General features: G+C 46.5%; 22 protein-coding genes and 1 tRNA gene. 7 read left to right on the top strand and 16 right to left on the bottom strand.

Annotated elements, in window-relative coordinates; translation table 11 throughout:
• Window positions 1-37 precede the first annotated feature (37 nt).
• Window positions 38-1,156: a ribonuclease D gene (gene rnd, locus F7Y48_RS03145; RefSeq protein WP_054867852.1), complete on the top strand. Its 1,119-nt coding sequence runs from the start codon at window positions 38-40 to the stop codon at window positions 1,154-1,156.
• Window positions 1,157-1,234: 78 nt separating this feature from the next.
• On the opposite strand, the gene minE is transcribed toward rnd, so the two are convergent.
• The 3 genes from minE to minC are packed head-to-tail and all read right to left on the bottom strand — an operon-like array spanning window position 1,235 to window position 2,993.
• Window positions 1,235-1,498: a cell division topological specificity factor MinE gene (minE, locus tag F7Y48_RS03140; protein WP_005396037.1), complete on the bottom strand. Its 264-nt coding sequence runs from the start codon at window positions 1,496-1,498 to the stop codon at window positions 1,235-1,237.
• 2 nt (window positions 1,499-1,500) lie between these two features.
• Entirely contained in the window at window positions 1,501-2,313 is an 813-nt protein-coding gene (minD, locus tag F7Y48_RS03135) for a septum site-determining protein MinD (protein WP_005388331.1), read from the bottom strand.
• A gap of 17 nt (window positions 2,314-2,330) precedes the next feature.
• On the bottom strand, window positions 2,331-2,993 hold the full coding sequence (gene minC, locus F7Y48_RS03130; protein WP_005382304.1) for a septum site-determining protein MinC: 663 nt from the start codon (window positions 2,991-2,993) through the stop codon (window positions 2,331-2,333).
• A 197-nt stretch (window positions 2,994-3,190) separates the two neighbouring features.
• Here minC and F7Y48_RS03125 point away from each other — a divergent pair, with 197 nt between their 5' ends.
• From F7Y48_RS03125 to F7Y48_RS03110, 4 genes are all read left to right on the top strand, one after another.
• Window positions 3,191-3,472 (top strand): YcgL domain-containing protein, encoded by a 282-nt coding sequence (locus F7Y48_RS03125; protein ID WP_005382303.1) that lies wholly within the window; start codon window positions 3,191-3,193, stop codon window positions 3,470-3,472.
• Window positions 3,473-3,520: 48 nt separating this feature from the next.
• Window positions 3,521-4,492, top strand: a complete 972-nt coding sequence (locus F7Y48_RS03120) for a lytic transglycosylase domain-containing protein (RefSeq protein ID WP_047009509.1) — start codon at window positions 3,521-3,523, stop codon at window positions 4,490-4,492.
• A 91-nt stretch (window positions 4,493-4,583) separates the two neighbouring features.
• The gene (locus F7Y48_RS03115; RefSeq protein ID WP_170903048.1) at window positions 4,584-5,528 is read left to right on the top strand and encodes a LysR family transcriptional regulator; all 945 of its coding nucleotides are present in this window, start codon (window positions 4,584-4,586) and stop codon (window positions 5,526-5,528) included.
• Between the two features lie 257 nt (window positions 5,529-5,785).
• On the top strand, window positions 5,786-6,985 hold the full coding sequence (locus F7Y48_RS03110; protein WP_031780514.1) for a NupC/NupG family nucleoside CNT transporter: 1,200 nt from the start codon (window positions 5,786-5,788) through the stop codon (window positions 6,983-6,985).
• A gap of 67 nt (window positions 6,986-7,052) precedes the next feature.
• On the opposite strand, the gene folD is transcribed toward F7Y48_RS03110, so the two are convergent.
• A complete protein-coding gene (gene folD, locus F7Y48_RS03105; protein WP_005396027.1) occupies window positions 7,053-7,913 on the bottom strand; it encodes a bifunctional methylenetetrahydrofolate dehydrogenase/methenyltetrahydrofolate cyclohydrolase FolD in 861 nt (286 codons plus the stop codon).
• 203 nt (window positions 7,914-8,116) lie between these two features.
• On the opposite strand from folD, the gene F7Y48_RS03100 reads away from it, so the two are divergent.
• Window positions 8,117-8,193: transfer RNA gene (locus tag F7Y48_RS03100), tRNA-Arg, on the top strand.
• Window positions 8,194-8,302: 109 nt separating this feature from the next.
• Entirely contained in the window at window positions 8,303-8,893 is a 591-nt protein-coding gene (locus F7Y48_RS03095) for a DUF1471 domain-containing protein (protein ID WP_316681818.1), read from the top strand.
• A gap of 45 nt (window positions 8,894-8,938) precedes the next feature.
• Here the strand turns inward: F7Y48_RS03095 and F7Y48_RS03090 are convergent, their stop codons facing one another.
• Genes F7Y48_RS03090 through F7Y48_RS03035 form a run of 12 tightly spaced genes read right to left on the bottom strand, consistent with a single transcriptional unit; the run spans window position 8,939 to window position 21,549 of the window.
• A complete protein-coding gene (locus tag F7Y48_RS03090; protein WP_316680962.1) occupies window positions 8,939-10,162 on the bottom strand; it encodes a beta-ketoacyl-ACP synthase in 1,224 nt (407 codons plus the stop codon).
• Window positions 10,159-10,884, bottom strand: coding sequence for a 3-oxoacyl-ACP reductase FabG (fabG, locus tag F7Y48_RS03085; RefSeq protein WP_029837311.1), 726 nt, complete (start codon window positions 10,882-10,884; stop codon window positions 10,159-10,161). The genes F7Y48_RS03090 and fabG overlap by 4 nt, the downstream gene beginning before the upstream one ends.
• Entirely contained in the window at window positions 10,881-11,345 is a 465-nt protein-coding gene (locus F7Y48_RS03080; protein WP_316680958.1) for a hotdog family protein, read from the bottom strand. The genes fabG and F7Y48_RS03080 overlap by 4 nt, the downstream gene beginning before the upstream one ends.
• A complete protein-coding gene (locus tag F7Y48_RS03075) occupies window positions 11,338-12,525 on the bottom strand; it encodes a beta-ketoacyl-[acyl-carrier-protein] synthase family protein (protein WP_316680957.1) in 1,188 nt (395 codons plus the stop codon). Before F7Y48_RS03075 ends, F7Y48_RS03080 begins: the two co-directional genes overlap by 8 nt.
• 20 nt (window positions 12,526-12,545) lie before the next feature.
• Window positions 12,546-13,157 carry a DUF3261 domain-containing protein gene (locus F7Y48_RS03070; RefSeq protein WP_316680955.1) on the bottom strand — a complete coding sequence of 204 codons (612 nt, stop codon included), beginning with the start codon at window positions 13,155-13,157 and terminating at the stop codon, window positions 12,546-12,548.
• A complete protein-coding gene (locus F7Y48_RS03065) occupies window positions 13,154-15,496 on the bottom strand; it encodes an MMPL family transporter (protein ID WP_316680953.1) in 2,343 nt (780 codons plus the stop codon). Before F7Y48_RS03065 ends, F7Y48_RS03070 begins: the two co-directional genes overlap by 4 nt.
• Window positions 15,468-16,088, bottom strand: a complete 621-nt coding sequence (locus F7Y48_RS03060; RefSeq protein ID WP_316680951.1) for an outer membrane lipoprotein carrier protein LolA — start codon at window positions 16,086-16,088, stop codon at window positions 15,468-15,470. Before F7Y48_RS03060 ends, F7Y48_RS03065 begins: the two co-directional genes overlap by 29 nt.
• Window positions 16,088-16,534 carry an acyl-CoA thioesterase gene (locus tag F7Y48_RS03055; protein ID WP_256949286.1) on the bottom strand — a complete coding sequence of 149 codons (447 nt, stop codon included), beginning with the start codon at window positions 16,532-16,534 and terminating at the stop codon, window positions 16,088-16,090. Before F7Y48_RS03055 ends, F7Y48_RS03060 begins: the two co-directional genes overlap by 1 nt.
• On the bottom strand, window positions 16,534-18,087 hold the full coding sequence (locus F7Y48_RS03050; RefSeq protein ID WP_316680947.1) for an aromatic amino acid ammonia-lyase: 1,554 nt from the start codon (window positions 18,085-18,087) through the stop codon (window positions 16,534-16,536). Before F7Y48_RS03050 ends, F7Y48_RS03055 begins: the two co-directional genes overlap by 1 nt.
• A complete protein-coding gene (locus tag F7Y48_RS03045; protein WP_316680945.1) occupies window positions 18,071-19,777 on the bottom strand; it encodes a glycosyltransferase family 2 protein in 1,707 nt (568 codons plus the stop codon). Before F7Y48_RS03045 ends, F7Y48_RS03050 begins: the two co-directional genes overlap by 17 nt.
• Complete coding sequence (locus F7Y48_RS03040; RefSeq protein WP_316680943.1) at window positions 19,770-20,138, bottom strand: 3-hydroxyacyl-ACP dehydratase; 369 nt, start codon at window positions 20,136-20,138, stop codon at window positions 19,770-19,772. Before F7Y48_RS03040 ends, F7Y48_RS03045 begins: the two co-directional genes overlap by 8 nt.
• A 10-nt stretch (window positions 20,139-20,148) precedes the next feature.
• Window positions 20,149-21,549 carry an AMP-binding protein gene (locus tag F7Y48_RS03035; RefSeq protein ID WP_316680941.1) on the bottom strand — a complete coding sequence of 467 codons (1,401 nt, stop codon included), beginning with the start codon at window positions 21,547-21,549 and terminating at the stop codon, window positions 20,149-20,151.
• Between the last annotated feature and the right edge of the window lie 4 nt (window positions 21,550-21,553).

Genomic DNA, 21,553 nt, shown 5'->3' with positions numbered 1-21,553 from the left:
CCAGCGTTTTGCTGGCATTTTTTATAGCGAGAAGTATGTGAATTATCAAATTATTACCAAAAACAAAGACCTAGAAGAAGTTTGCATTCACGCCCGAGAGGCAGATGTAGTGATGCTGGATACCGAATTCGTCCGTATTCGCACTTTCTACCCGCAGTTAGGTCTGATTCAGCTTTTCGATGGTAATCGCCTCTCGCTGATTGATCCGACCGAATTAACGGATATGACGCCGTTCGTAGCGCTATTAAAAGATACTTCCGTGTTAAAAGTGCTGCATGCCTGCGGTGAAGATTTAGAAGTTTTCCAAAATGCATTTGGTTGTACGCCGTTCCCTATGGTAGATACTCAGTTGATGGCGGCCTTTCTTGGCCACGGTCTATCAACAGGCTTTGCAACGCTGGTGGAAGAATATTTAGGTGTTGAGCTCGACAAAAGTGAGTCACGTACTGACTGGATGGCTCGTCCACTGACACAAAAGCAATTAGACTATGCTGCTGCAGACGTGCATTACTTGCTACCGTTATACGAAAAGCTTTTCGATAAGGTGACGCAAGCAGGTTGGTGGGAAGCCGTACAACAAGAAAGTGATTTGTTGGTTTCAAAACGCATTCGCGTCACTAATGAAGAGAATGCCTACCTTGATATTAAAGGTGCTTGGCAGTTAAAACCTTCTGAGCTGGCGATTTTAAAGCCTCTAGCGACGTGGCGTTACCGTGAAGCAATCAAACGAGATTTAGCGCTGAACTTTATCTTCAAAGAAGGTGACCTGTTAACAGTCGCTCGTCTTGGCTTAACTAACTTTAAGAAGATGGAAGCGGAAGATATTGATATCCGAGCGATTAACCGCCATGGCGCGAAGATTGCCGCTATTGTTAAACAAGCGAAGCAAACACCTTCTGAAGAGTATCCAGCGAAAATTGAACGCTTAATGGATTATCCAGGTTACAAACAAGTCTTCAAAAATATGAAAGACATAGTGAAATCGGCGTCGCAGAAGTCTGGCTTAGCGACGGAGTTCCTTGCTTCTAAAAAGCAGATTAATCAGCTGATCAGTTGGGTGTGGAAAAAAGATCGCGATCCAGAAGTGTTGCCTGACTTGATGCAGGGATGGCGTTTGGATCTGCTCGGCGACAAGATGAACAAAGCATTAAAGTAATAAAAGATTAAAAGGTTGGCCTCGGTGCCAACCTTTTTCATTCTAATCTGAGCATTCAATCTCGTGAGGAAAAGTGGTTTATTTCTCGTCGTCTGGTAGCTTCACATTGAGCTCAAGAACTGAGATATCGTCGTCTTTGTGCTCAAATGTTAAGTCAACCATATTTGGATCAATTGCCACGTACTTACTGATCACCTTCAAGATGTCCTCTTTCAATTGAGGCAAGTAAGAAGGCGCAGGATCATTTTGGCTGCGGCGCTCAGCAACAATGATTTGCAAACGCTCTTTAGCTAGATTCGCAGAAGTTTTCTTCTGTGGGCGGAAAAATTCTAATAATGACATGTCTAGCCTCCAAAGAGTCGTTTAAAGAGTCCTTTCTTCTCCTCAGTAAGGAAACGAAATTCAACCTGATTGCCTAATAAGCGATCAACGGTGTCAGAATAAGCCATACCTGCATCGGTGTTATCGTCAAAAGTGACTGGAACACCTTTGTTTGACGCGTTAAGTACGGCTTGGCTTTCTGGAATCACGCCCAGTAGTGGAATATGTAAGATCTCCTCTACGTCTTCAACGCTTAGCATTTCGCCTTGAGTGACGCGAGATGGGTTGTAGCGAGTCAGTAGCAGGTGCTGTTTTACTGGCTCTAGCCCTTGTTCTGCACGCAGGGACTTAGAATCTAAAATACCGAGAATGCGGTCAGAGTCACGCACAGAAGAGACTTCTGGATTCGTTGTGACAATGGCTTCATCGGCGTAGTACAAGGCCATTAATGCGCCTTGCTCGATACCTGCTGGTGAATCACAAATAATGAAATCAAAGCCCATTTCATCAAGTTCGCCGAATACGCGCTGAACACCATCTTTTGTCAGTGCGTCTTTATCACGAGTTTGAGAAGCAGGAAGAATGAATAGGTTGTCCGTGCGCTTATCTTTGATCAGCGCTTGGTTTAATGTCGCTTCGCCGTTAATGACGTTTACAAAGTCATACACGACACGGCGCTCACAGCCCATGATTAGGTCGAGGTTACGCAAACCGATATCAAAATCGATCACCGCGGTCTTTTTTCCCTTCAGAGCTAGACCAGAGGCGATGGCTGCGCTTGAAGTGGTTTTACCAACGCCACCTTTACCAGACGTTACTACAATAATGCGTGCCATTTTTTTTCCTTTTTAGATTAAATCGCGAGAACTTCTAAATGCAATGATTCATCGGCTTTACTGATCATTACTTTCTTTTGCCAGTACTCGCTTTCAATTTGATCGCTTAACCAGTAGTCACCCGCAATGGATACCAGTTCTGCTTGTAAATCGTGGCAAATAATACGCGCTTCCTGCTGACCACTTGCGCCTGCAATCGCACGGCCTCGAAGTGTGCCATGGATATGAATAGAGCCGTCAGCGATGACTTCAGCACCAGCACTTACGTGCGCTAACACCACCAAATCACCATCTTTCGCGTAGATCTGTTGTCCTGATCGAACAGGCGTGCGAACTACTTTCGTTGGTGCCATTTTGGCTGGCGCCTGGCTTGGTGATTTGCTTGCCGACATAATGGCGAAGCCAGCTTCGGAAGCAAGATTTTGTACACGCTTGTCTTTACAGCCCGTTACACCGACCGGAATAAAACCAGCATCTGAGATGCCTTGTTTAAGCTTAGGGAAATCAATGTCGCCTTGTACTTTTGCTATATTGATTACCAAAGGCGCGGATGCAAAAAAAGAAGGTGCTTGAGAAACTTTTTCTTGCAAAAATTCGACAGTCTTTGCGATCTCATTGTCAGAAAGGTGTAAAACTGACAATGTAAAACTGCTACCTTTAAGGTCTGGTGAATGGGTCATCGTGGACTTCTTGCCTTTATTGAAAGAGCGTTGCCTTAAACTAGGTCTGTCATGTTATATTTCATCCTTTGACGCAGCAAGTTCTCTAGTGGGCAAATAGGTGAATTAATCTCAAATTTGCTATTAAGTTTGCGAGAATTTGACGTTTTCAACCTAATCCGCACTCAACGCGGCTAAATCAGCATAAAAGGCGTGTCATGCTTTGTTCTATTTATAAAAGCTCGAAAAAAGAAGGTACTTATCTCTATATTCCGAAAAAGGATGATTTTTCACAGGTTCCTGACACCTTAATGCAGATGTTCGGTAAGCCTATCGCTGTTATGACGATTAAACTTGATGGCCGTAAATTGGCACAAGTTGATATCGAAAAAGTGAAGGCTTCATTGCAAAATGATGGCTTCTTTTTGCAGGTTCCGCCTCCGCCGGAGAACCTACTAGAAAAGTACAAAGAACAAAAAGCCCAGCAGAAAGGCGAATAACGTCATCGTTTTTCATCTGGGATTTCTGCCTTGCTCAAGGAGGGCAATATGAAAAAAATACTGGCTACCATGCTTAGCGTTGGTGTGTGTACCTCGGCTTTTGCAAGTAGCGAGGGTTTCGATGAATACTTGAATAAGCTGCGTGCTGAAGCGCGTGATAAAGGTATCTCAGAGCAGGTCATTAGTGCTGCTTTTGCGAATGTTGAGTACAAGCCTCGAGCAGTAAAAGCGGACCGAAACCAACCAGAGAAGAAACTGACGTTGGATGAATACATTCCTCGCGCGGTGCCCGAATGGAAGGTGAAGCAAGCCAGACAGCTCTATAAAGAGCATTACACCGAGCTAAAGCGTATAGGCGATGAGTACGGTGTGCAGCCTCGCTTTATCGTGGCGCTGTGGGGTGTAGAAAGTAACTTTGGTAAATTTACGGGTAACTTCAAAGTGATTGACGCGCTATCGACAATGGCATTTGAAGGTCGTCGTGAAGAGTTTTTCCGTAAAGAGACCATGTCGGCATTGCAGATCCTCGATCAAGGCCATATTGAACTGGAAAACTTTAAGGGTTCATGGGCTGGTGCGATGGGGCAATGTCAGTTTATGCCAAGCTCTTTTCTTCGTTTTGCCGCTGACGGCAACGGGGATGGTAAAAAAGACATTTGGCAATCTGAAGCCGACGTGTTTGCATCAACGGCTAACTATTTGAGCAAGTCCGGCTGGGATGACAAATACACTTGGGGTCGCCAAGTGAAAGTCCCTAAAGGCATTGATCGTAGCTTAGAAGGGCGCACGGCTGAAAAAGGTAAATACCTTCAGGAGTGGAGCAAACTTGGCATCACAAAATACGATGGTAGTCCGTTGCCAAAACTGGATGAAGACATCAAAGCATGGTTGATCATGCCGGACGACGAAAATGGTCGTACGTATCTGGTTTACAATAACTACAACGTACTGATGAAGTGGAACCGCTCTTACTACTTCGCACTCGCCGTGAGTCACTTGGCTGACCGAATCAAATACTGAGCTGTTATCAAATAATCACTTGGCATCCAGTATTCAATATGAGGGCTCTTCGGAGTCCTTTGTTTTTCCTATAATCAAATCGAGGTAAAGCGTGTTATCTGAACGTGCTGCACAAATGGTGATCTTCTCCGCTCTTCTTAAACATAAAAGTTTCACGGCTGCTGCAAAGAGCTTAGGCGTGTCGGTGTCTCATGTGAGTAAGCAGTTGAGTCAGCTAGAAGCGTCTCTTGGTATCAAGCTTGTTCAACGCACTACGCGAAGCTTTACGCCGACTGAGGCAGGAAAAACCTTTTTTCATCACTGTGAGCAAGTGGTACAAGCGGTGAGCAGCGCCACATTAGAGATGGAAACCCAGCGGGATGAAGTGGCAGGCTTAGTGCGTCTTGGTTTGTCGCAATCATTCGGTACCTTGCACATTATCCCAGCGATTCAAGAGTTGCGCGAACTGTATCCTCAACTTCAAGTGGAAGTACATCTGTTTGACTATAAGGTCGATATGTTAGCCGAAGGGCTCGATTTATGGGTAACCAACAACGAGCATTTACCTGAAGGTTACATTGCGCAGCGTTTGACGGATTGCCAGTTTGTTGTAGCGGCATCACCAGATTACTTATTGAAACATGATACGCCAACAGAGCCGGATGACTTGTCTTCTCACAACTGTCTTATATACAGAAGCTGGGAGCGTGACTATACGGGGTGGGCGTTTACTAAAGATCAGCAGGAGTTGAACGTAAAAGTTACGGGCAACTATTCAGTGGATCTGGCAGAAGCCGTTCGGGATGCCGCTATTGCAGGTTGGGGCATTGCCTACCTTGCCACTTACTTACTGGGTGATGAGTTTAGAACGGGTAAGTTAATACAGTTGTTACCGGACTGGAAAGCAAGCCAGTCGATGCCGTTTTATGCGGTGTATCCAAGCCGCCAACATATGCCCAAAAAAATATCCGCAGTGATTAACTTCATCAAACAGAAGATCGGTAACCCGTGTCATTGGGATCAACGTCTAGCGCCTTACATCTCTATTCCTAAGTAACAGGATCAATGACGTTATTGAACGGCACATAAGGTGATTCACTTCACAAAAATTTTTCCAGAACTAGAAACATCTTTTCCATATAGAAATAATAAAAATAAGCAAACGTTTATATTTATATAATTCAATGCCTTATAATTAAGGTTAATTATTGGGCGCTTAAACTTTTCACACTGTTAACATCCTCAACTTGCAGCATTTTGAGTCCACTATACAATCCGGTGCCTTCCATATCCCCCTTCTGTCGGATTCATTTTATGAACTCAATTATTGGTATCGTAGCCATACTATTCGTAGCATGGCTACTTTCTACAAATAGAAAAAATATAAAGCTGAGAACAGTGTCGTTTGCGTTTGCTTTGCAGGTACTGTTTGCGTTGTTGGTTTTATATGTACCAGCAGGACGAGATGCGCTGAATTCAGTGAGCAGCGTAGTGTCGAATTTGATCAACTATGGTCAAGAGGGCATTGCGTTTTTATTCGGTAATTTGGCGACAGGGGGCTTCACCTTTGCGATCAATGTTCTGGGTATCATCGTTTTCTTCTCCTCTCTTATCTCCGGTCTTTATCACATTGGTGTGATGCCAAAAATCATCAACTTTATCGGTGGCGGTATTCAAAAGCTGCTGGGTATCGGTCGCGCGGAGTCTTTGTCTGCAACGGCGAATATTTTTGTTGGCACCATTGAAGCGCCATTGATGGTAAAGCCATACCTAAAGCACATGACCGACTCGCAGTTCTTTGCGGTGATGACAGGTGGTTTGGCTTCTGTTGCTGGTGGAACGTTGGTCGGTTACGCGTCACTGGGCGTTGACCTTAACTACCTGATCGCTGCCGCATTTATGTCGGCACCTGCGGGCTTGTTAATGGCAAAAATCTTAATGCCAGAAGATACGGATAAAGCAGCAGATATCGACATTAGCCAAGTTGAAATTCCACGTGCAACCAACGTAGTAGAAGCATTAGCCGATGGTGCCATGGCGGGTGTACGCATTGCTGTATCGGTAGGTGGTACGCTATTGGCTTTCATCAGTGTCATTGCAATGTTAAACGGCATGCTAGGTTGGATTGGTGATCTTGTTGGGACGCCACTAAGCTTCGAGTTGATCCTAGGGTATGTATTCGCACCTGTTGCTTGGTTATTAGGTGTACCATGGCAAGAAGCAACCACAGCAGGCTCGCTGATTGGTAACAAGATTGTGGTGAATGAGTTCGTCGCTTTCATCCAGCTTGCAGAAGTGAAATCTCAACTTAGTGAACACTCACAAGCAATCGTGACGTTTGCTTTGTGTGGCTTTGCAAACATCTCAAGCATGGCGATGTTGATTGGCGGGTTGGGCTCATTGGTACCTGAAAAGCGTGCATTTGTTTCTAAACATGGTTTCCGTGCGATTATCGCTGGTGTCATGGCGAACTTAATGAGCGCTTCGATTGCGGGCGTGATTTTAAGCCTGTAATTGAAAGAGATACCTAAAATTAGCAAAAAGGCTCCTTGCGGAGCCTTTTTCGTATCTGAAGTTTACGTTATTTGTCTGTGTGGAACTGCTCGCAAGCGAGCATCGTGTTCTCAATTAAGCTTGCGACGGTCATTGGGCCAACACCACCAGGGACAGGAGTAATAAAGCTCGCACTTTCACGTGCTTTATCGTATTCCACGTCGCCAACTAGCTTGCCTGAATCAAGACGGTTAATGCCGACATCGATAACCACTGCACCTTTCTTAATCCACTCTCCAGGGATGAAGTTTGGCTTACCAACCGCAACTACGACAACGTCAGCTTGACGCACATGACTCTCTAGGTCTTTGGTAAAACGGTGACATGTTGTCGTTGTACAGCCCGCAAGCAGCAGCTCAAGTGTCATAGGACGACCAACAATGTTTGATGCACCAACCACAACAGCATGTTTGCCACGAAGCTCTATGTTGTAACGGTCTAGTAGGGTAATGATGCCCTTTGGCGTGCAAGAGCGAAGCTTTGGAATACGTTGTGCAAGACGACCAACGTTGTAAGGGTGGAAGCCATCCACGTCTTTCTCTGGGTGAATGCGCTCTAAAACATGTGTTGTGTCGATGCCCGCAGGAAGGGGTAATTGCACTAGAATGCCGTCAATTTCATCATCGTTGTTTAATTCATCAATCAGCGCTAGTAACTCTTCTTCTGAGCTAGACGCAGGAAGGTCAAAAGACTTAGAAACAAACCCAACTTCTTCACATGCGCGGCGTTTGCTGCCGACATAAACCTGAGAAGCAGGATCTTCACCAACTAGAACCACTGCTAAACCAGGAGCACGTAGCCCTGCTTCAACACGCGCTTTAACACGTGCAGCCACTTCGGAGCGAACAGTTTGGGAAATGAGAGTTCCGTCTATATTTTGAGCAGTCATGACTTTCCTTATAAATTAAGAAGGCAAATTATCTGCGGCGCATTGTCGCAGAATTTCTTATTAACATCCATACGCAAACGTTTGCTTTGTGGTGTTTTTGAACATTAAGCGTTTTGATGGACTTTTTTTAGGCATTCAGATCAGAATGTTATGAAAACCCGTTGATTTACCCGTTTGAACTCGTATAATCCTGTCCCTGTAGCGCGCCCTTAGCTCAGCTGGATAGAGCACGTCCCTTCTAAGGATGTGGTCATTGGTTCGAATCCAATAGGGCGTGCCATTTATTCAAAAGCCCCGATAACTCTTTGAGTTGTCGGGGCTTTGTCGATCTTGTCTCAAATGTATTAACTTAGCTCTGTTACATGAGCTTTATTTTGATGCTTAAACTCATGAAAAAAATAATTTTGACTGCATTGATTGTTAGTCTTTTAAGTGGGTGTGTCACACGCAAAGTTCGTGTTTTACCCCAAGCTATAAATATTACCCCAATGACTGATATTGCAATTAAAAACCTTAATTGCAGAATGGTTGACTCTTACACGATCGAGGATGTTCATCCAAACAATGTAGATCGTATACTTAAGAATCAAACTTACGCATCTGGTGGAAACCGATACCATATCGCAACTGTTCTAGATACTAGCCGTGGACGCCCATCTAGTGTTGTTGCGGAGCTTTATGACTGCCAGGTTGCCAAAATCAGTTTAGAAGCTGAGAAAGTTAAATTACTACCTGGTGCAAATGAAGTTCAACCCATCTCGTTTGCAGAAGTCGAAAACAATGAGTGCAAAGTGATTGGAAACAAAGTTGTATCAGAAAGCCAGAAAGGCTCTCTTTTTGATGAGTTGTCTAACCAAGTCTACATGGCGGGTGGTAATCGATATCATGTGACTAATATTATTGAGTCTGAAGGACAAACTCCAACATCTGTTTCTGCTGATATCTATCGTTGCAAGCACCGTTCAGTTGCCTTCAACTAATAAAAAAGCGCTGGTTAACCAGCGCTTTTGCATTTACTAAGGGCATTACATCTTTTTAAAGATGATGGAGGTGTTGATGCCGCCAAAGGCGAAGTTGTTACTCATCAAATATTTCACGTCCAGCTCTCGGCCTTGTCCGGAGATGTAGTCTAAATCGCCACATTGCTCGTCGAGGTTTTCTAGGTTGAGCGTTGGGTTGAACCAACCTGTGTGCATCATTTCTAAACCTAGCCACGCTTCAATCGCGCCACAGGCGCCTAGTGTGTGGCCAAAGTAGCTCTTGAGTGAACTGATTGGCACTTTGCCCAGAGCATTCGCTGTTGCGTTGCTTTCCGCAATATCGCCGCGGTCGGTGGCAGTGCCGTGAGCAGATACATAGTCGATCTTCTCAGCAGGGATACCCGCGTTTTGCAAAGCCATTTCCATACAGATTTGCATGGTTTCCATCTGAGGTTGAGTGACGTGTGCGGCATCACAGTTGCTGGCAAAACCGATGATTTCTGCATAGATTTTCGCGCCACGAGCGACGGCGTGTTCGTACTCTTCCAGAACTAGCGTTCCCGCACCTTCGCCAATCACCAAACCATCGCGATCGGAGTCATAAGGTCTTGGTGTGCTTTTCGGGTCTTCATTCTTCAGACTGGTGGCAAAAAGGGTATCGAAGACCGCGGATTCCGTTGGGCACAATTCTTCAGCGCCACCAGCAACCATGACCGTTTGGTAGCCGTGTTTGATCGCTTCGTAGGCATAGCCGATTGCTTGGCTGCCGGAGGTACATGCACTGCTGGTTGGGATCACTCGGCCTTTCAAACCGAAAAATAGACCAACGTTCACTGCCGTCGTATGCGGCATCATTTGCACGTAAGTCGTTGCAGTGATCGCTTTCGTGGTTTTCTCATTCAGCATGACACCAAATGCGCCGATTGCGTCAGTACTGCCTGTTGATGAGCCGTATGCGATACCCGTTTGACCATTGGTGAGTACGTCGTTACCAATCAAACCTGCTTGGTTTAGTGCGTTTTCTGTTGCGACGGTCGCCAATTTGGAAACACGCCCCATGCCGCGTACTTGCTTGCGCTTGTAGTGCTTTGGCAGTTCAAAATCTAAAATTGGTGCCGAGAGCTTGGTGTTCAAACCATCATACTGTTCGTAAGAAGGCATGTATTGCGTCGCGTTCTGGCAGTCACGCAGTTTTGGTTCGACAGACTGCCAATCGTTACCAAACGCAGTCACGCCCGACATTCCGGTTACAACGACTCGACGGTTCATACTAGGCCTCCGTTTACCGAAATGACTTGGCGAGTTACATAGCCTGCGATGTCAGACATAAGGTAACTGACTAAACCAGCGACTTCTTCTGGCTCTCCCATGCGGCGCAAAGGAATTTGCGGCATCGCGTGTTCTTTTACGTGTTCGTCTACCATGCCTGTGTCGATAAGCCCCGGAGCAACACAGTTGACGGTGATTTTGCGTTTTGCCAGTTCAAGTGCGAGTGATTTTGTTGCACCAATTACGCCCGCTTTCGCTGCGCTGTAGTTAGTTTGACCGCGGTTACCCATTAGGCCAGAGACTGATGCAAGGGTAACAATTCGGCCGCCTTTGCGTTTTTGCACCATTGGCATAACACAAGGGTGAAGAACATTGTAAAAGCTATCTAGGTTGGTATGAATCACGCCATCCCATTCTTCTTCGGTCATCGCAGGGAAAGCGGTATCTTTTGTGATGCCAGCGTTGTTTACGACGCCATAGTAAGCGCCGTGTTCGGCGATATCGGCTTCGAGCTTCTCACGACAATCTGCACGGTCACTGATGTCGAATTGGATAAGGCGACCGCTACCACCATGCTGTTCGATGGTGTTTAGGGTGTCTTGCGCGCCTTGTTGATCTCCCATGTAATGGACAATGATTTGGAAACCATCTTTGGCTAATTGAACGGCAATGGCTTTACCGATGCCTTTGCTGGCACCTGTAACGAGGACTTGTCGGGTCATTGTTGACTCCTGATTTTCATTTCTTGTAATTTTTCTTCTGATGGAACGTAAACGTTCAATTGGCAAGTCGCTACAACAGTTCCTTGTAGCTCAATACGGGCTGAAAAAACCGCCATACCGTTATCTTCCATAACTTTTTCAGCATACACATCGAGCACCTGTCCGCGAGAAAACGTATCGCATTCAGACGTGTATCGACGGCTACCAAGTAAAAAGCCAATCGGTGGCGCTTGTTCTTTCATTAATGCGTGGTAACCAGACCACGCCGCGACAGATTGCGCCATAAACTCAATGCCAACGTAAGCTGGCACGGTTTGAGAGGTCGATTCGAAGAATGGGTTGTGTTCTGCGATATCAACCTGGCAGTGAATCGTATCTTGTTGAACATCCAAAGCACGATCGACCAAGATCATTGGTTTGTCGTGTGGCAAAAGTTGTTCGATGGGAGGAAGTTTAGTCATGAGCGTAACCAAAAATAAGACTAATATTATTGCCACCAAAAGCAAAAGAGTTGCTGAGAATCGCTTTGTTACCCAGTTTGGTTGGCGTCTCAACTAACGATATATGGATATCGTCTGCTTTGGTTTCGCAGTGTTGCATTGGCAAGTCAAGGTTGTACTTGAGAATATGCCAAGCGATCGCGGCTTCCGTTGCACTTGCTGCGCCTAATGTGTGTCCGGTAAGTGGCTTTGTCGAGCTAACAGGAACGGAGTCACCAAAGCAGCGGTGGATGGCTTTGCTTTCCATCGCATCATTTAACGGTGTTGCTGTGCCATGCGCGTTGATGTAACCAATGTCTTGTGGTGTTAGTCCTGCATTGGTCAATGCTTTTTTCATCGCTTCTTCTGCGCCTAACCCTTCTGGGTGTGGTGCGGAAATGTGGTGTGCGTCTGAGCTATCGCCAACTCCGAGAAGGGCAACAGGCGCGGGTGTTTTGCTTAGCAACATTAATGCTGCGGCTTCACCGATATTAATGCCGTTGCGATGTTGGTCAAATGGTTTGCAAAGAGTATCGGATAGGGCTTCTAAACCGTTAAAACCGTTTAGCGTTAGGCGACAAATGGTATCCACGCCACCCACAATGACCGCATCAACAATACCAGAGCGAATCAGGCGTTGCGCGGTTAAAAAGACACGACCACTAGAAGAACAGGCGGTTGAAACTGAGTAATGTGGGCCGCTCAAATCAAAGTAGGCGGCAATAAAATCGCTGCAGTTGCCAAGCTCTTGTTTGGTGTAATGGTAGTCGGCAGGAAACTCGCCGTTTGCCAGCTTCTCTCCAAACGCGATTTCGCCATCTGAAATGCCAGATGTGCTGGTGCCGATCACGACCGCGATACGGTCACGGCCATATTCAGCAATGGCGTTATGCACGTCGCTTTCGATTTGCTGCAAAGCCGAAAGTGCGAGGCGGTTATTTCTCGTATCAAACTGGCTGAGTGCGGTCGGTAATTGCGGTAACGTCTGTGCAATTCGACCGATTACTGTTTGGCGGCCTGAATTTAAAATATCTTGGTCAACCACCATGTTGGATGGCTTCGCTCCCGATAAACACTGGTGGATGAGCGCGTCATCTTGTCCCATGGCAGAGTGAAAGCCACAGGCCTGAATATACAAAGGTTGAGAAGAGCGAATAGGCATATTGTTATTCTAAATTGTTCTTAATTAATCTGATGTTGCAGTGTTTGAATAGAAATTGAAAACTGATGTTTGAGGTGATGAAAATCAATCTTACCCTCTAACTTGTTAGAAGAGCTGTATTGAATCTCAATGATCTTTTCACCGTCGCTATCAAAGATGGCGCGAGAATTATTTTTATCAATAATTCGCCACCTTACCTCATTTAACGATCCTTCCCAAGCGGAACTCGGCCAGAGCGTGATCATCAGGTTAAATAATACCTGTTCTGGCTGCGGTAGCGAACCTTGTAAACCGTTGAGTACTTCGGTTTGGATTTGTTCTCCATCGTAAGACAATGACAGTACTCTTGTCCCCCAGGATGAGAAGCCTGCCAGCACCACTTCGTTGTTGGTTACTTGCAGTTGTACCGGAAGTTGCTCAGATGTGGTTTTACCATTTATTGCCCAAGAAGCCGTAATCAACTGACTGGCAGACAACTGATAGCCCAAGCTTGCGGGAGTGGGCAAGCTAACTTGGGTGTGCTCGGCAATATCGACCTGAGGCGTCGATTGGTGAGGTACCAAGCTGCATGCACTTAAAAACAGACTCAGTGCGATTAACGCCGCGCAGCGAAAAGCATGGTTAAAAATCATGACGTCGTTTCCTCTGTTTTAATCGCAATCGGAGAGAGCAGCCAAGCGACAAAAATACCACTTAACACCGTAATGCCGAAACTGTGAATCGCGTGAGTTTGGCTTAGTGACAGCAACCCAAATGACAGCACAGTGGTTATTGCCGAAAGGGTGATCGCCAATAGTGTGCTCACGCTGCGGGCTTTCTCGGCAAAGAACAGAGTGTAATCGATTCCGATACCAAGAATGAGTACCAAGCCAAGCAAGTTGAACAGGTTTAATGTTGTTCCCATCGCGACTGCCGTTGCCAGACCGCAGGCGCAAGCAATCAATGATGGCAGTAAAATTCGCCAACTGTGTTGCAGACCGTACCGCTTGATTAATACCAGAAAGATCACAGCACTGGCGGCTGCCAATAGCTCCATGATTTTGATTCGGTATTCACCAAATAGGGCGGATATTTCCTCAGCTTTGTTTAGGTAAACAACATCAGACTGTGATTTGGCAAATGCCTTAACAACAGCGGAGTCTTGCAATTGGTTTAACACCACAACCGTTGCCGATTTTCCTTTGATTTTACCCAAATGAAGAAAACGGACAGGTGCCGATACCGGGTTTTGCAAGTACTGTTCAACCGTAACGGGGATAAAGTCGGCGTCCATTTTGGGCTTTTTATTTAAGCGCAGTCCGGATGCAAGTTGGCTGGATTGTGTCGCGTAAAGATCGCGAATCAATTGATAGTCTTGTTGCTGACGTTCCACTGAACTCAAGTAGCGACTCAGACTCTGGTAGCTTTCGATGGTGCTGTCCGCTTTCCACGCTTCTAATGTTGGCGTCAAAGACTCCAGCTTTTTCATTAGGTTTTCGTCATCGTCGGCGGTAACGACCAGCATTTGCTGTGAAGATTGCATGCCACTGAGCGTCGTAATCAAGGTTTCTTGCTGCTTGAGATCTTTCGGCATCGTTTGCAGCAGACGAATGTCGTCATCGTAGTTCAATTGCAGCAAGAAAAAGCCACTCACAACCACACATAACATCGGCAATCCGACTTTAATTCGAGGTTGATTCCAAAGCGTTAGCCATTTCGCCAACAATGATTGTCCTGGTAAGTTCGAAATGGATCGCGATGGGTTACGAGCCAGTATCGGATACCAAGCCACCACGGTGATGTATGCGGCAATCAGACCAATGGATGAAAACAGCGCAAGCTGCTGCAAACCAGGAAACGGTGCCACTAACATGCCCAAATAGCCGATCAAACTGGTGATTAAGCCAAGTGTGATAGCTATGAAAATATGCTTTAACCCTTGCTCGCTATCCCATTCATTTCCCGCCGCAAGACGTTCGGTTAGGTAGTGGAATGCGTAGTCGATAGACACGCCGATTAAACTTGCGCCAAACACTAAGCTGAACAGATGGACTTTTCCAAAAATCCACGTCGTAACGGACAACGCAACGAGCAAACCAATGGTGATGGAAAGCAGTGCCAGAGACAGTGGCATCACACTACGAAAGACCAATACGAACAATGCAATGATACCGAGTAGAGAGAATACACCGATGGTGCTGATCTCCGATTTTGCACTTTGCGTACCAAAGTCGGCGTAAAATAGAACGCCAGTATGTGCGACTTCAGCGCCATATTTCTGAGCGACGCTTTGTTCTAGTGCTTGAATATCAGGGACGGCAAGCTGCCCAGTTAGGCTATAAGGCGAGTCTTTTAGCTCAGCAGTAATAAGTAAGTATTGAGCACCGTCTTTTTCGACGGATAGATAGCCGTTATCCAACCGGAAAGAGGACGATTGCTGGGTAACTTGGCTTAAATAATCACGAAATAACAAGAAAGGGTCATTTTGTAACTCTTGCCCGGTCACTCCAGAAAACGGGTTGTACAGAGACTGAATTACATGCTGCACTTGCTGTTCTGGATTTTGGCTTAAACGCTCTCGTTGTTCAGGCGTCAGCAATTGGAAGCGGTGCTTAAAGTAGTAACTCGCCCAAGCTTGCTGTTCTTGAGGTGAGATTTTTCCTACCACATCGCGAAAATGATTACTTTGGCGTAACCCCTTATCAAATTCAGCGGCCGCTGCAAAAAGGGCATTTTTGTCCGGCGCTGTGATCACGAAAATGACTTTGTCGCTCATACTTGCCGAGACCGACTCAAAGGCTTGCTCAGCCACCGGGTTTTGTTGGTTCTTCGGCAGCAGTTTTAAAATGTTGGTCTCAATCGGAGATTCTGCACTCCAAACCCATTGTTTGAGTAGCAACGCGCCCGCTAAAACAACGAGATTGAGCCAAACCAGAGCAAAGGTGTGAGTGCCGAGACTGAGTTTAGAAACGGAATTGAGCGTCTTCGGCATCCGTGAGTTCCTGAGGTAGAGAGGTCTGGTTCGTAAACGTGATTTCGGTCTTATCGCCACGCAGCTCTTGTAGGGTTAGGCGATCTATGTGCGTTTTACCGGAAAGAGTGATGGATTGAAACACCGCATTTAATGGCGACTGTTTTGGCACTAAAACGAGCTGCCACTGATTGTTCTCAACTGAAAAATCGAGTGTGAATTGTTCTTGCAGTGCAGAAGTATCCCCGTGGAACACGGATAAAAACACGTGGCTAAAGTAGAACGCCATTGGGTTTTCTTGTGCAGAGATCGTTTTCGGTGCTTGGTCGGCAAAAGTCTGACGAAGTTTGTTTTCCGTCAATACCAAATTGACTGCGAAAGGTTCTGTTTGTTGCCACAACAGGCCATGTGTTTTGCTCAGTGTGAACTGACCTTTAGAGGTTAAAGGTTGACTGAACATTTCCAGATGACGCTGCTGCGTAAAATCTCCGCGTACGATTTCATGCTGAGACAACTGCTGCTGAAGCGATGCCAAATCCGTTACGTTTGCTGTCGGTATTGCCAGTGCTGAAACAGACAATATCAGCAAAAAAGAGAGTAACCACTTTTGCATTAGTTCAGGCTCCCATGGTGATGCCATTGCTCTACTTTATCTAAAAAGATTGCTGGAGAAACAAAGCACATCTCTTGCTTTTCAATGGATACGGCGACTTGAGTCGTGTGCGCTTTGCACATACGTTGATTCGTTTCGGCGTCGTAAATCACGTAATCCACACGTAAGCGGTTTTCCCACTCAGTGAGTTGCGCGGTAATACGAATGGTGTGATTAAACGGAATCGCCTTCACGTATTTAACGCGCGTGTCGATGATCGGCCACATGTACCCAGAGTCTTGCATATCGCGATAGCTGTATTGGATCTTCTCCATCAGCACACGACGCGCTTCTTCAAAATACCGAAAGAAGTTGCCGTGATAAATCACGCCCATCGGGTCAGCATCTTGGAATGAGGTGATCATAGTCACCTCCGCTTCTAATGGGTAGAGAACCTGCTCTTGCATTATACCTCCGCGTAGAGTGGCCAATGACGTTGCTGAATGCGTTCAATGAAATGACGCAAATCTTGTTCTAACGGGCGATCTTCAATCACACATTCAAACTCGCTCAGTACGGCGTCACGAATTACTCGCAAACTCTGACTCATGTGGTGTTCGTCCAATTCGTTATGACGGCGACGAATCTCAACCGCTTGAACGCTTGCCAGCAGTGAAGCCGCAGCAACTTGCTCTGTTAACTCAAGTACGCGTAAACAATCACGAGCCGCAATGGTGCCCATGCTCACTTTGTCTTGGTTGTGACATTCGGTTGAGCGAGAAAAAACGCTCGCTGGCATGGTGTTTTTCAACGCTTCTGCCGTCCAAGCTGAGATACCAATCTGAACCGCTTTAAAGCCGTGGTTGATCGGTTTACGCTCACCTTCTGCACCGGTTAAGTTAAACGGCAAGCCGTTATTGAACTTGTAATCCATCAGTTGCGCCATCTGACGGTCCAGCAAATCAGCTAAGTTGGCAATGTTCACTTTCAACGTATCCATCGCCATTGCGATATGACCACCGTAGAAGTGACCGCCGTGCAGAACGCGCTCGTTGTCGCCATCGATGATTGGATTGTCGTTGGCACTATTTAGTTCATTCTCAATTAATTGACGTAGCCAAGGCAGTGAGTCTTGCACCATGCCAATCACGTGTGGCGCACAACGCAGCGAATAACGATCTTGCAGTCGGTCGCTATTGCGTGGCGGACGCTCAGCATTGAGATCATCACGCAGCCAAGTTGCAACTTGCTGTTGACCAGGGTGAGGTTTTACCGCAAACAACGCTTCATCAAAGTGGAAGTCATTACCTTGCATACCCACAGAGACCATCGCGGTAATCTTGGTGCAAAGCTGCGCTAGGTATTCTGCGCGTTTGTAGGCAAGACAGGCGAGGGCAGTCATCACAGATGTGCCGTTCATTAACGCCAAACCTTCTTTTGGTTTTAGGCGGATTGGCTCTATGCCCAGCTCTGCAAACACTTCTTGTGTTGGTCGCACATCACCTTTGTAAAGCACTTCACGTTCGCCAATTAAGGTCGCCGCTAGGTAAGACAGAGGAGTCAAATCGCCGCTTGCGCCCACCGAGCCTTCTTGTGGAATACGCGGCGCAATGTCGTGGTTGATAAGCGTAACGATTTGGGTCAAAAGATCGTGAGACACGCCAGATACGCCTTGCGACAATGAACATAAACGTGTTGCCAACACCGCACGAGCTTGCTCATGAGAAAGGATTTGACCTAAGCCACAACCATGGAAGCGTGTAAGGTGCAACGGAAGTTCATCCACAAGCGCGGGTGGAATCGCCACAGTACATGAATCGCCGTAACCCGTGGTCACGCCGTAAATAACGCCTTCTTCTTTAAGTAATCGTTCCAGAAACGCCACGCCACGATCAATTTTCGCGATAAATTCTGGCGAGGTGTTCATGTTTGCCTTTGCACCTTGAGCAATGGCAACGACATCTTCGATGGTTAAAGATTGGGTACCAAAAGTGATGTTGTGATTATTGTTGTTTGTCATGTGGCTGATTACTTAAAGTCCAGAAGTTAAAAAAGTTGTACCACTGTAACGGCGCTTGCAGTGTGTGGTGTTCTAATCTTTGTGCGTACTGTTGAACAACGCGTTCTAGTGCCTGCTGACGCTCCTTACGTGGTAGCGTGATTTGGTCACTAAAGTGTTCAAAGTACACATTAAAATGCGGAGTGTTTGCTTCGTCGTCGCGTAGGCCGAAGAGTAGGTAAACCGGCGCTTTTAATACCGAGGCCAGCATGAATGGGCCTTGCGGGAATGGTGCGGGTTTACCAAGAAAATCTGCCCAAACGACACGATTTTCTTTGCTGGTGGAAGTGCGATCGCCAACGATCACTACCCATTCGCCTTGCTCGATTTTTTGTTGAAGCAGAATCGCGGTGTCTGGTCCCATTGAGCTGACTTGAATCAGATTCAGTTCCGAATTTGGGTTTACCGCCTTCATTACCGCATTAAATTGTTCAGCGTGTTGGGTAAATACCAAGGCATTGATTTTGACATGAGAGTGTCGACGACCAAGCGCGCGGCAGAGTTCGATATTGCCAAGGTGCGAGCCTAAAATGAGCACGCCTTGTTTTTTCTGCGCCATCTCTTCGAAATGATGCTGGCCGTGAATGGTTAGGTTATCGATGTTAAAGTCACCTTGCCATGCTGCCAGTTTGTCGAGCATGGTACGCCCAAAAGAAAGCAGATGATGATAGCTGTCCAACTGTTTTGGCAGTGCGATGTTCTGCTGCGCTGCGTAGTGCTGTAAGTTGTTCAGGTAAATCTCAGACGCTTCGCGGGCAGATTTACCCGTGAAGTGGTAGTAGCGCATGACTAACTTCAAAATCAGGTCGAACGCTTTTCTGCCGAACAAGCGGTATACCGCGAGTAAGGTTTTGATGCCTAAAATTGTGCCTTGTTCTTTTCGTTTCGACCAGTGGGCATTGCTGTCATCTGTGTGACGGCGCTTTCTGGCGAGTAGCGAAGGGATGCGCGGCAACATGCCAAAAAATAGGCGAGTGTGCATCCAGCTTATCTTGACGTTATCCCACAATGCGTCGAAGTGGGAAATGCCACCTTCAGGGTAGATCACGCGCGTTGGAACAAAATCAATATCGACGCCTTCCCAGTACATTCGCACCAGAATTTCGATATCAAAATCCATGCGTTTGCCGATGTTGTACTTGTTCAACACGGCGACCGTTTTCGCCACTGGGTAGGCGCGGAAGCCGCACATGCTGTCTTTGATAGACAGTGACAAGGTTTCTATCCACACCCAAATGTGCGTAGCGTAGCGACCATACAGACGGGCTTTAGGTACGCTCTCGTCGTATATCGGTTGGCCAGAAATCAGGTTATCTGGTTTTGTTTCGCTGGCGCTGAGCAATTTGGGTAGTGCTTCTAGGTCGTGTTGACCGTCTGCGTCGATTTGAATGGTGTGCGTAAAACCAAGCTGGTGAGCTTGATGTAGGCCAGCCATTACCGCGCCACCTTTACCTTGGTTTTCGCTCAAACTAATCAGTTTTATCAGTCCTTGCTCACTCAAAGCTGAAAGCGCTTGTTTGGTGTCTTCATTGCTGCCGTCGTCCACGACCAGCACTGGCAAAGCGAAAGAGGATAACGACGCAACCACGTCTGCAATTGTGCTGCCGTGGTTGTAGCAAGGAATTAAAAAGCAGGGACGGTAATCACTCACGTGACTCACCCAGTTTCATTTTGCCTGAAGAGTGAGTCACCAAGGTTTCACCGTTTTTCGATGTGTACTTAAAGGTCAATTTCTCGCGATCATTGTCCCAAGAGAGTGAGAGACAAACGTCGGTGTTTGGCAGAATCGGCTCTTGAAATTTGATGACTTCCATTCCTTTAAATATCTTGGGAGTATTCAAATATTGAACGGCGTAGAACAACGCCCAATCAATTTGAGTGACGCCGGGTAAAAGAGGGAAGTGACTGAAATGACCTTGGAAATCTAAGATGTCAGCATCCACACGCAGCGACAGCTCCGCGGTGTGGTCGCTCACTTCAATATTCTGAATAGTTGGTTTTCTTTTTTCCATGTTACTAGCTTTATTGGAATAATTTTTCAATTTCAGCAACTTGGCGTTTGCCTTGGCTGTTCAATGGAATTTCGTCGACCACTCGGAATTTTCTCGGTATAGCGATCGGTTCTAACCAATTGCGCAGTGCCTTGCGAAGCTCAAGCCAGAACTTGCCTTTACCAAGTTCATCAAGCACATCGCTGCCTTTATCGTTAAGTACGATGATCGAGACTAACGTGAGGCGACCTGATTCTTCCATTGGGATCACCACGCTTTCTTGAACCCACGGCAGTTGCTCTAAACGTTTTTCCACTTCGACAAGGGAAATACGCTTTTCTTCGACTTTGACGATTCGGTCAGTGCGTCCACGCAATTCAAAAGAAATACTATCATGGAAATAGCATTCATCCGCTGTTTGGTACCAAGTGTTTTCATCAATGTGTGGCGAGCGGAGCTTTAAACAATTTTCATGGTTAAGCTTTGCTTCAACACCTGGGAATAACGTCCAAGGAGTGCTGGCTAAGTGCTGCTGACGGTAAGCGATGCCGCCGGTTTCTGTGCTGCCAAAAACTTCAATAGGAAGTGACCCAAACAACAGCTGGCTGTGTTGCGCGGCTTGGTTTGGCAAGGGGCCTCCAGAAGAGAATACGCACCGAATTGCAACCGGATTATGCTCCTCACTGAGTCGTTTAAGTAACGCAGGGCTACTTACTAGCGCGGTGTCAGCATCGGCGTGATGGACAATTTGCTCTGGGAACTCAAGGTTGTGTGCTGAAAATGGACGTGCAGAGCACAAAGGCCACAATACGCGGAACAGCAAGCCGTAAATGTGTTGATGAGAGACGGTGCTTTCAACGCGTGTGTTGGCAACCGTGTCGCCCCATAGGTTGTCTAGAATAGACACTTCGATATCGAGCTGTTTCAGCGTTTTTGCAATGGCTTTTGGTTTGCCGCTTGAACCAGAAGTGAATAGCGTTACCGGTATTTCCGCCAGGTTTAATTCACGCCAAACATAAGTTTGTTTGGCTTTTGGCTCGTTAATCACAGTGATTTCTAGCAATGATTGAGCTTCGATCAAAAGCGAGCTCACCAGTTCTGGAACCGAGACATCGGCATCATGCAGCAACAAATCGTAGTGATCACTGAGCTCTTTGAGTGCTTCTGGTTGGTAATTACCAGGTAATACAATGGATTTTCCTGCATAACAACAAGCGAAAAAGCCAACGGCAAACAGGTAGCTGTTGCCAAAACACAACGCAATGTTTTGCGTTGGTTGGGTTTCTAACTGCTGAGCAAGCGTTGCGACGTGCTGCTGGAAATCACCCCAAGTGATAACTGTGTCGCGATCGTAAGAGACAGGGGATTGCTCAGGCCTCTCTGCGACGAACAAGGTCTCTAGGGAGGTAAAGCTCGAATACGTTGTATTCATACGA

It is taken from the genome of Vibrio sp. 2-1-2a (genome assembly GCF_032648565.1).
GTDB lineage: Bacteria > Pseudomonadota > Gammaproteobacteria > Enterobacterales > Vibrionaceae > Vibrio > Vibrio diabolicus.
Note: the sequence above shows the minus strand (reverse complement) of the source record. Positions and strands in the feature narration are given on the sequence as shown.

Bases quoted from the DNA above. Each gene is read 5' to 3' on its own strand.
- F7Y48_RS03095 (WP_316681818.1), top strand. From the start codon at position 8,303: ATGAAAAAAATAATTTTGACTGCATTGATTGTTAGTCTTTTAAGTGGG.
- minE (WP_005396037.1), bottom strand. From the start codon at position 1,498: ATGTCATTATTAGAATTTTTCCGCCCACAGAAGAAAACTTCTGCGAAT.
- folD (WP_005396027.1), bottom strand. From the start codon at position 7,913: ATGACTGCTCAAAATATAGACGGAACTCTCATTTCCCAAACTGTTCGC.
- F7Y48_RS03125 (WP_005382303.1), top strand. From the start codon at position 3,191: ATGCTTTGTTCTATTTATAAAAGCTCGAAAAAAGAAGGTACTTATCTC.
- F7Y48_RS03065 (WP_316680953.1), bottom strand. From the start codon at position 15,496: ATGCCGAAGACGCTCAATTCCGTTTCTAAACTCAGTCTCGGCACTCAC.
- F7Y48_RS03060 (WP_316680951.1), bottom strand. From the start codon at position 16,088: ATGCAAAAGTGGTTACTCTCTTTTTTGCTGATATTGTCTGTTTCAGCA.
- F7Y48_RS03040 (WP_316680943.1), bottom strand. From the start codon at position 20,138: ATGGAAAAAAGAAAACCAACTATTCAGAATATTGAAGTGAGCGACCAC.
- fabG (WP_029837311.1), bottom strand. From the start codon at position 10,884: ATGACCCGACAAGTCCTCGTTACAGGTGCCAGCAAAGGCATCGGTAAA.
- F7Y48_RS03035 (WP_316680941.1), bottom strand. From the start codon at position 21,549: ATGAATACAACGTATTCGAGCTTTACCTCCCTAGAGACCTTGTTCGTC.
- F7Y48_RS03110 (WP_031780514.1), top strand. From the start codon at position 5,786: ATGAACTCAATTATTGGTATCGTAGCCATACTATTCGTAGCATGGCTA.
- F7Y48_RS03120 (WP_047009509.1), top strand. From the start codon at position 3,521: ATGAAAAAAATACTGGCTACCATGCTTAGCGTTGGTGTGTGTACCTCG.
- F7Y48_RS03075 (WP_316680957.1), bottom strand. From the start codon at position 12,525: ATGCCTATTCGCTCTTCTCAACCTTTGTATATTCAGGCCTGTGGCTTT.
- F7Y48_RS03080 (WP_316680958.1), bottom strand. From the start codon at position 11,345: ATGACTAAACTTCCTCCCATCGAACAACTTTTGCCACACGACAAACCA.
- F7Y48_RS03050 (WP_316680947.1), bottom strand. From the start codon at position 18,087: ATGACAAACAACAATAATCACAACATCACTTTTGGTACCCAATCTTTA.
- minC (WP_005382304.1), bottom strand. From the start codon at position 2,993: ATGACCCATTCACCAGACCTTAAAGGTAGCAGTTTTACATTGTCAGTT.
- F7Y48_RS03090 (WP_316680962.1), bottom strand. From the start codon at position 10,162: ATGAACCGTCGAGTCGTTGTAACCGGAATGTCGGGCGTGACTGCGTTT.
- F7Y48_RS03070 (WP_316680955.1), bottom strand. From the start codon at position 13,157: ATGATTTTTAACCATGCTTTTCGCTGCGCGGCGTTAATCGCACTGAGT.
- F7Y48_RS03055 (WP_256949286.1), bottom strand. From the start codon at position 16,534: ATGCAAGAGCAGGTTCTCTACCCATTAGAAGCGGAGGTGACTATGATC.
- minD (WP_005388331.1), bottom strand. From the start codon at position 2,313: ATGGCACGCATTATTGTAGTAACGTCTGGTAAAGGTGGCGTTGGTAAA.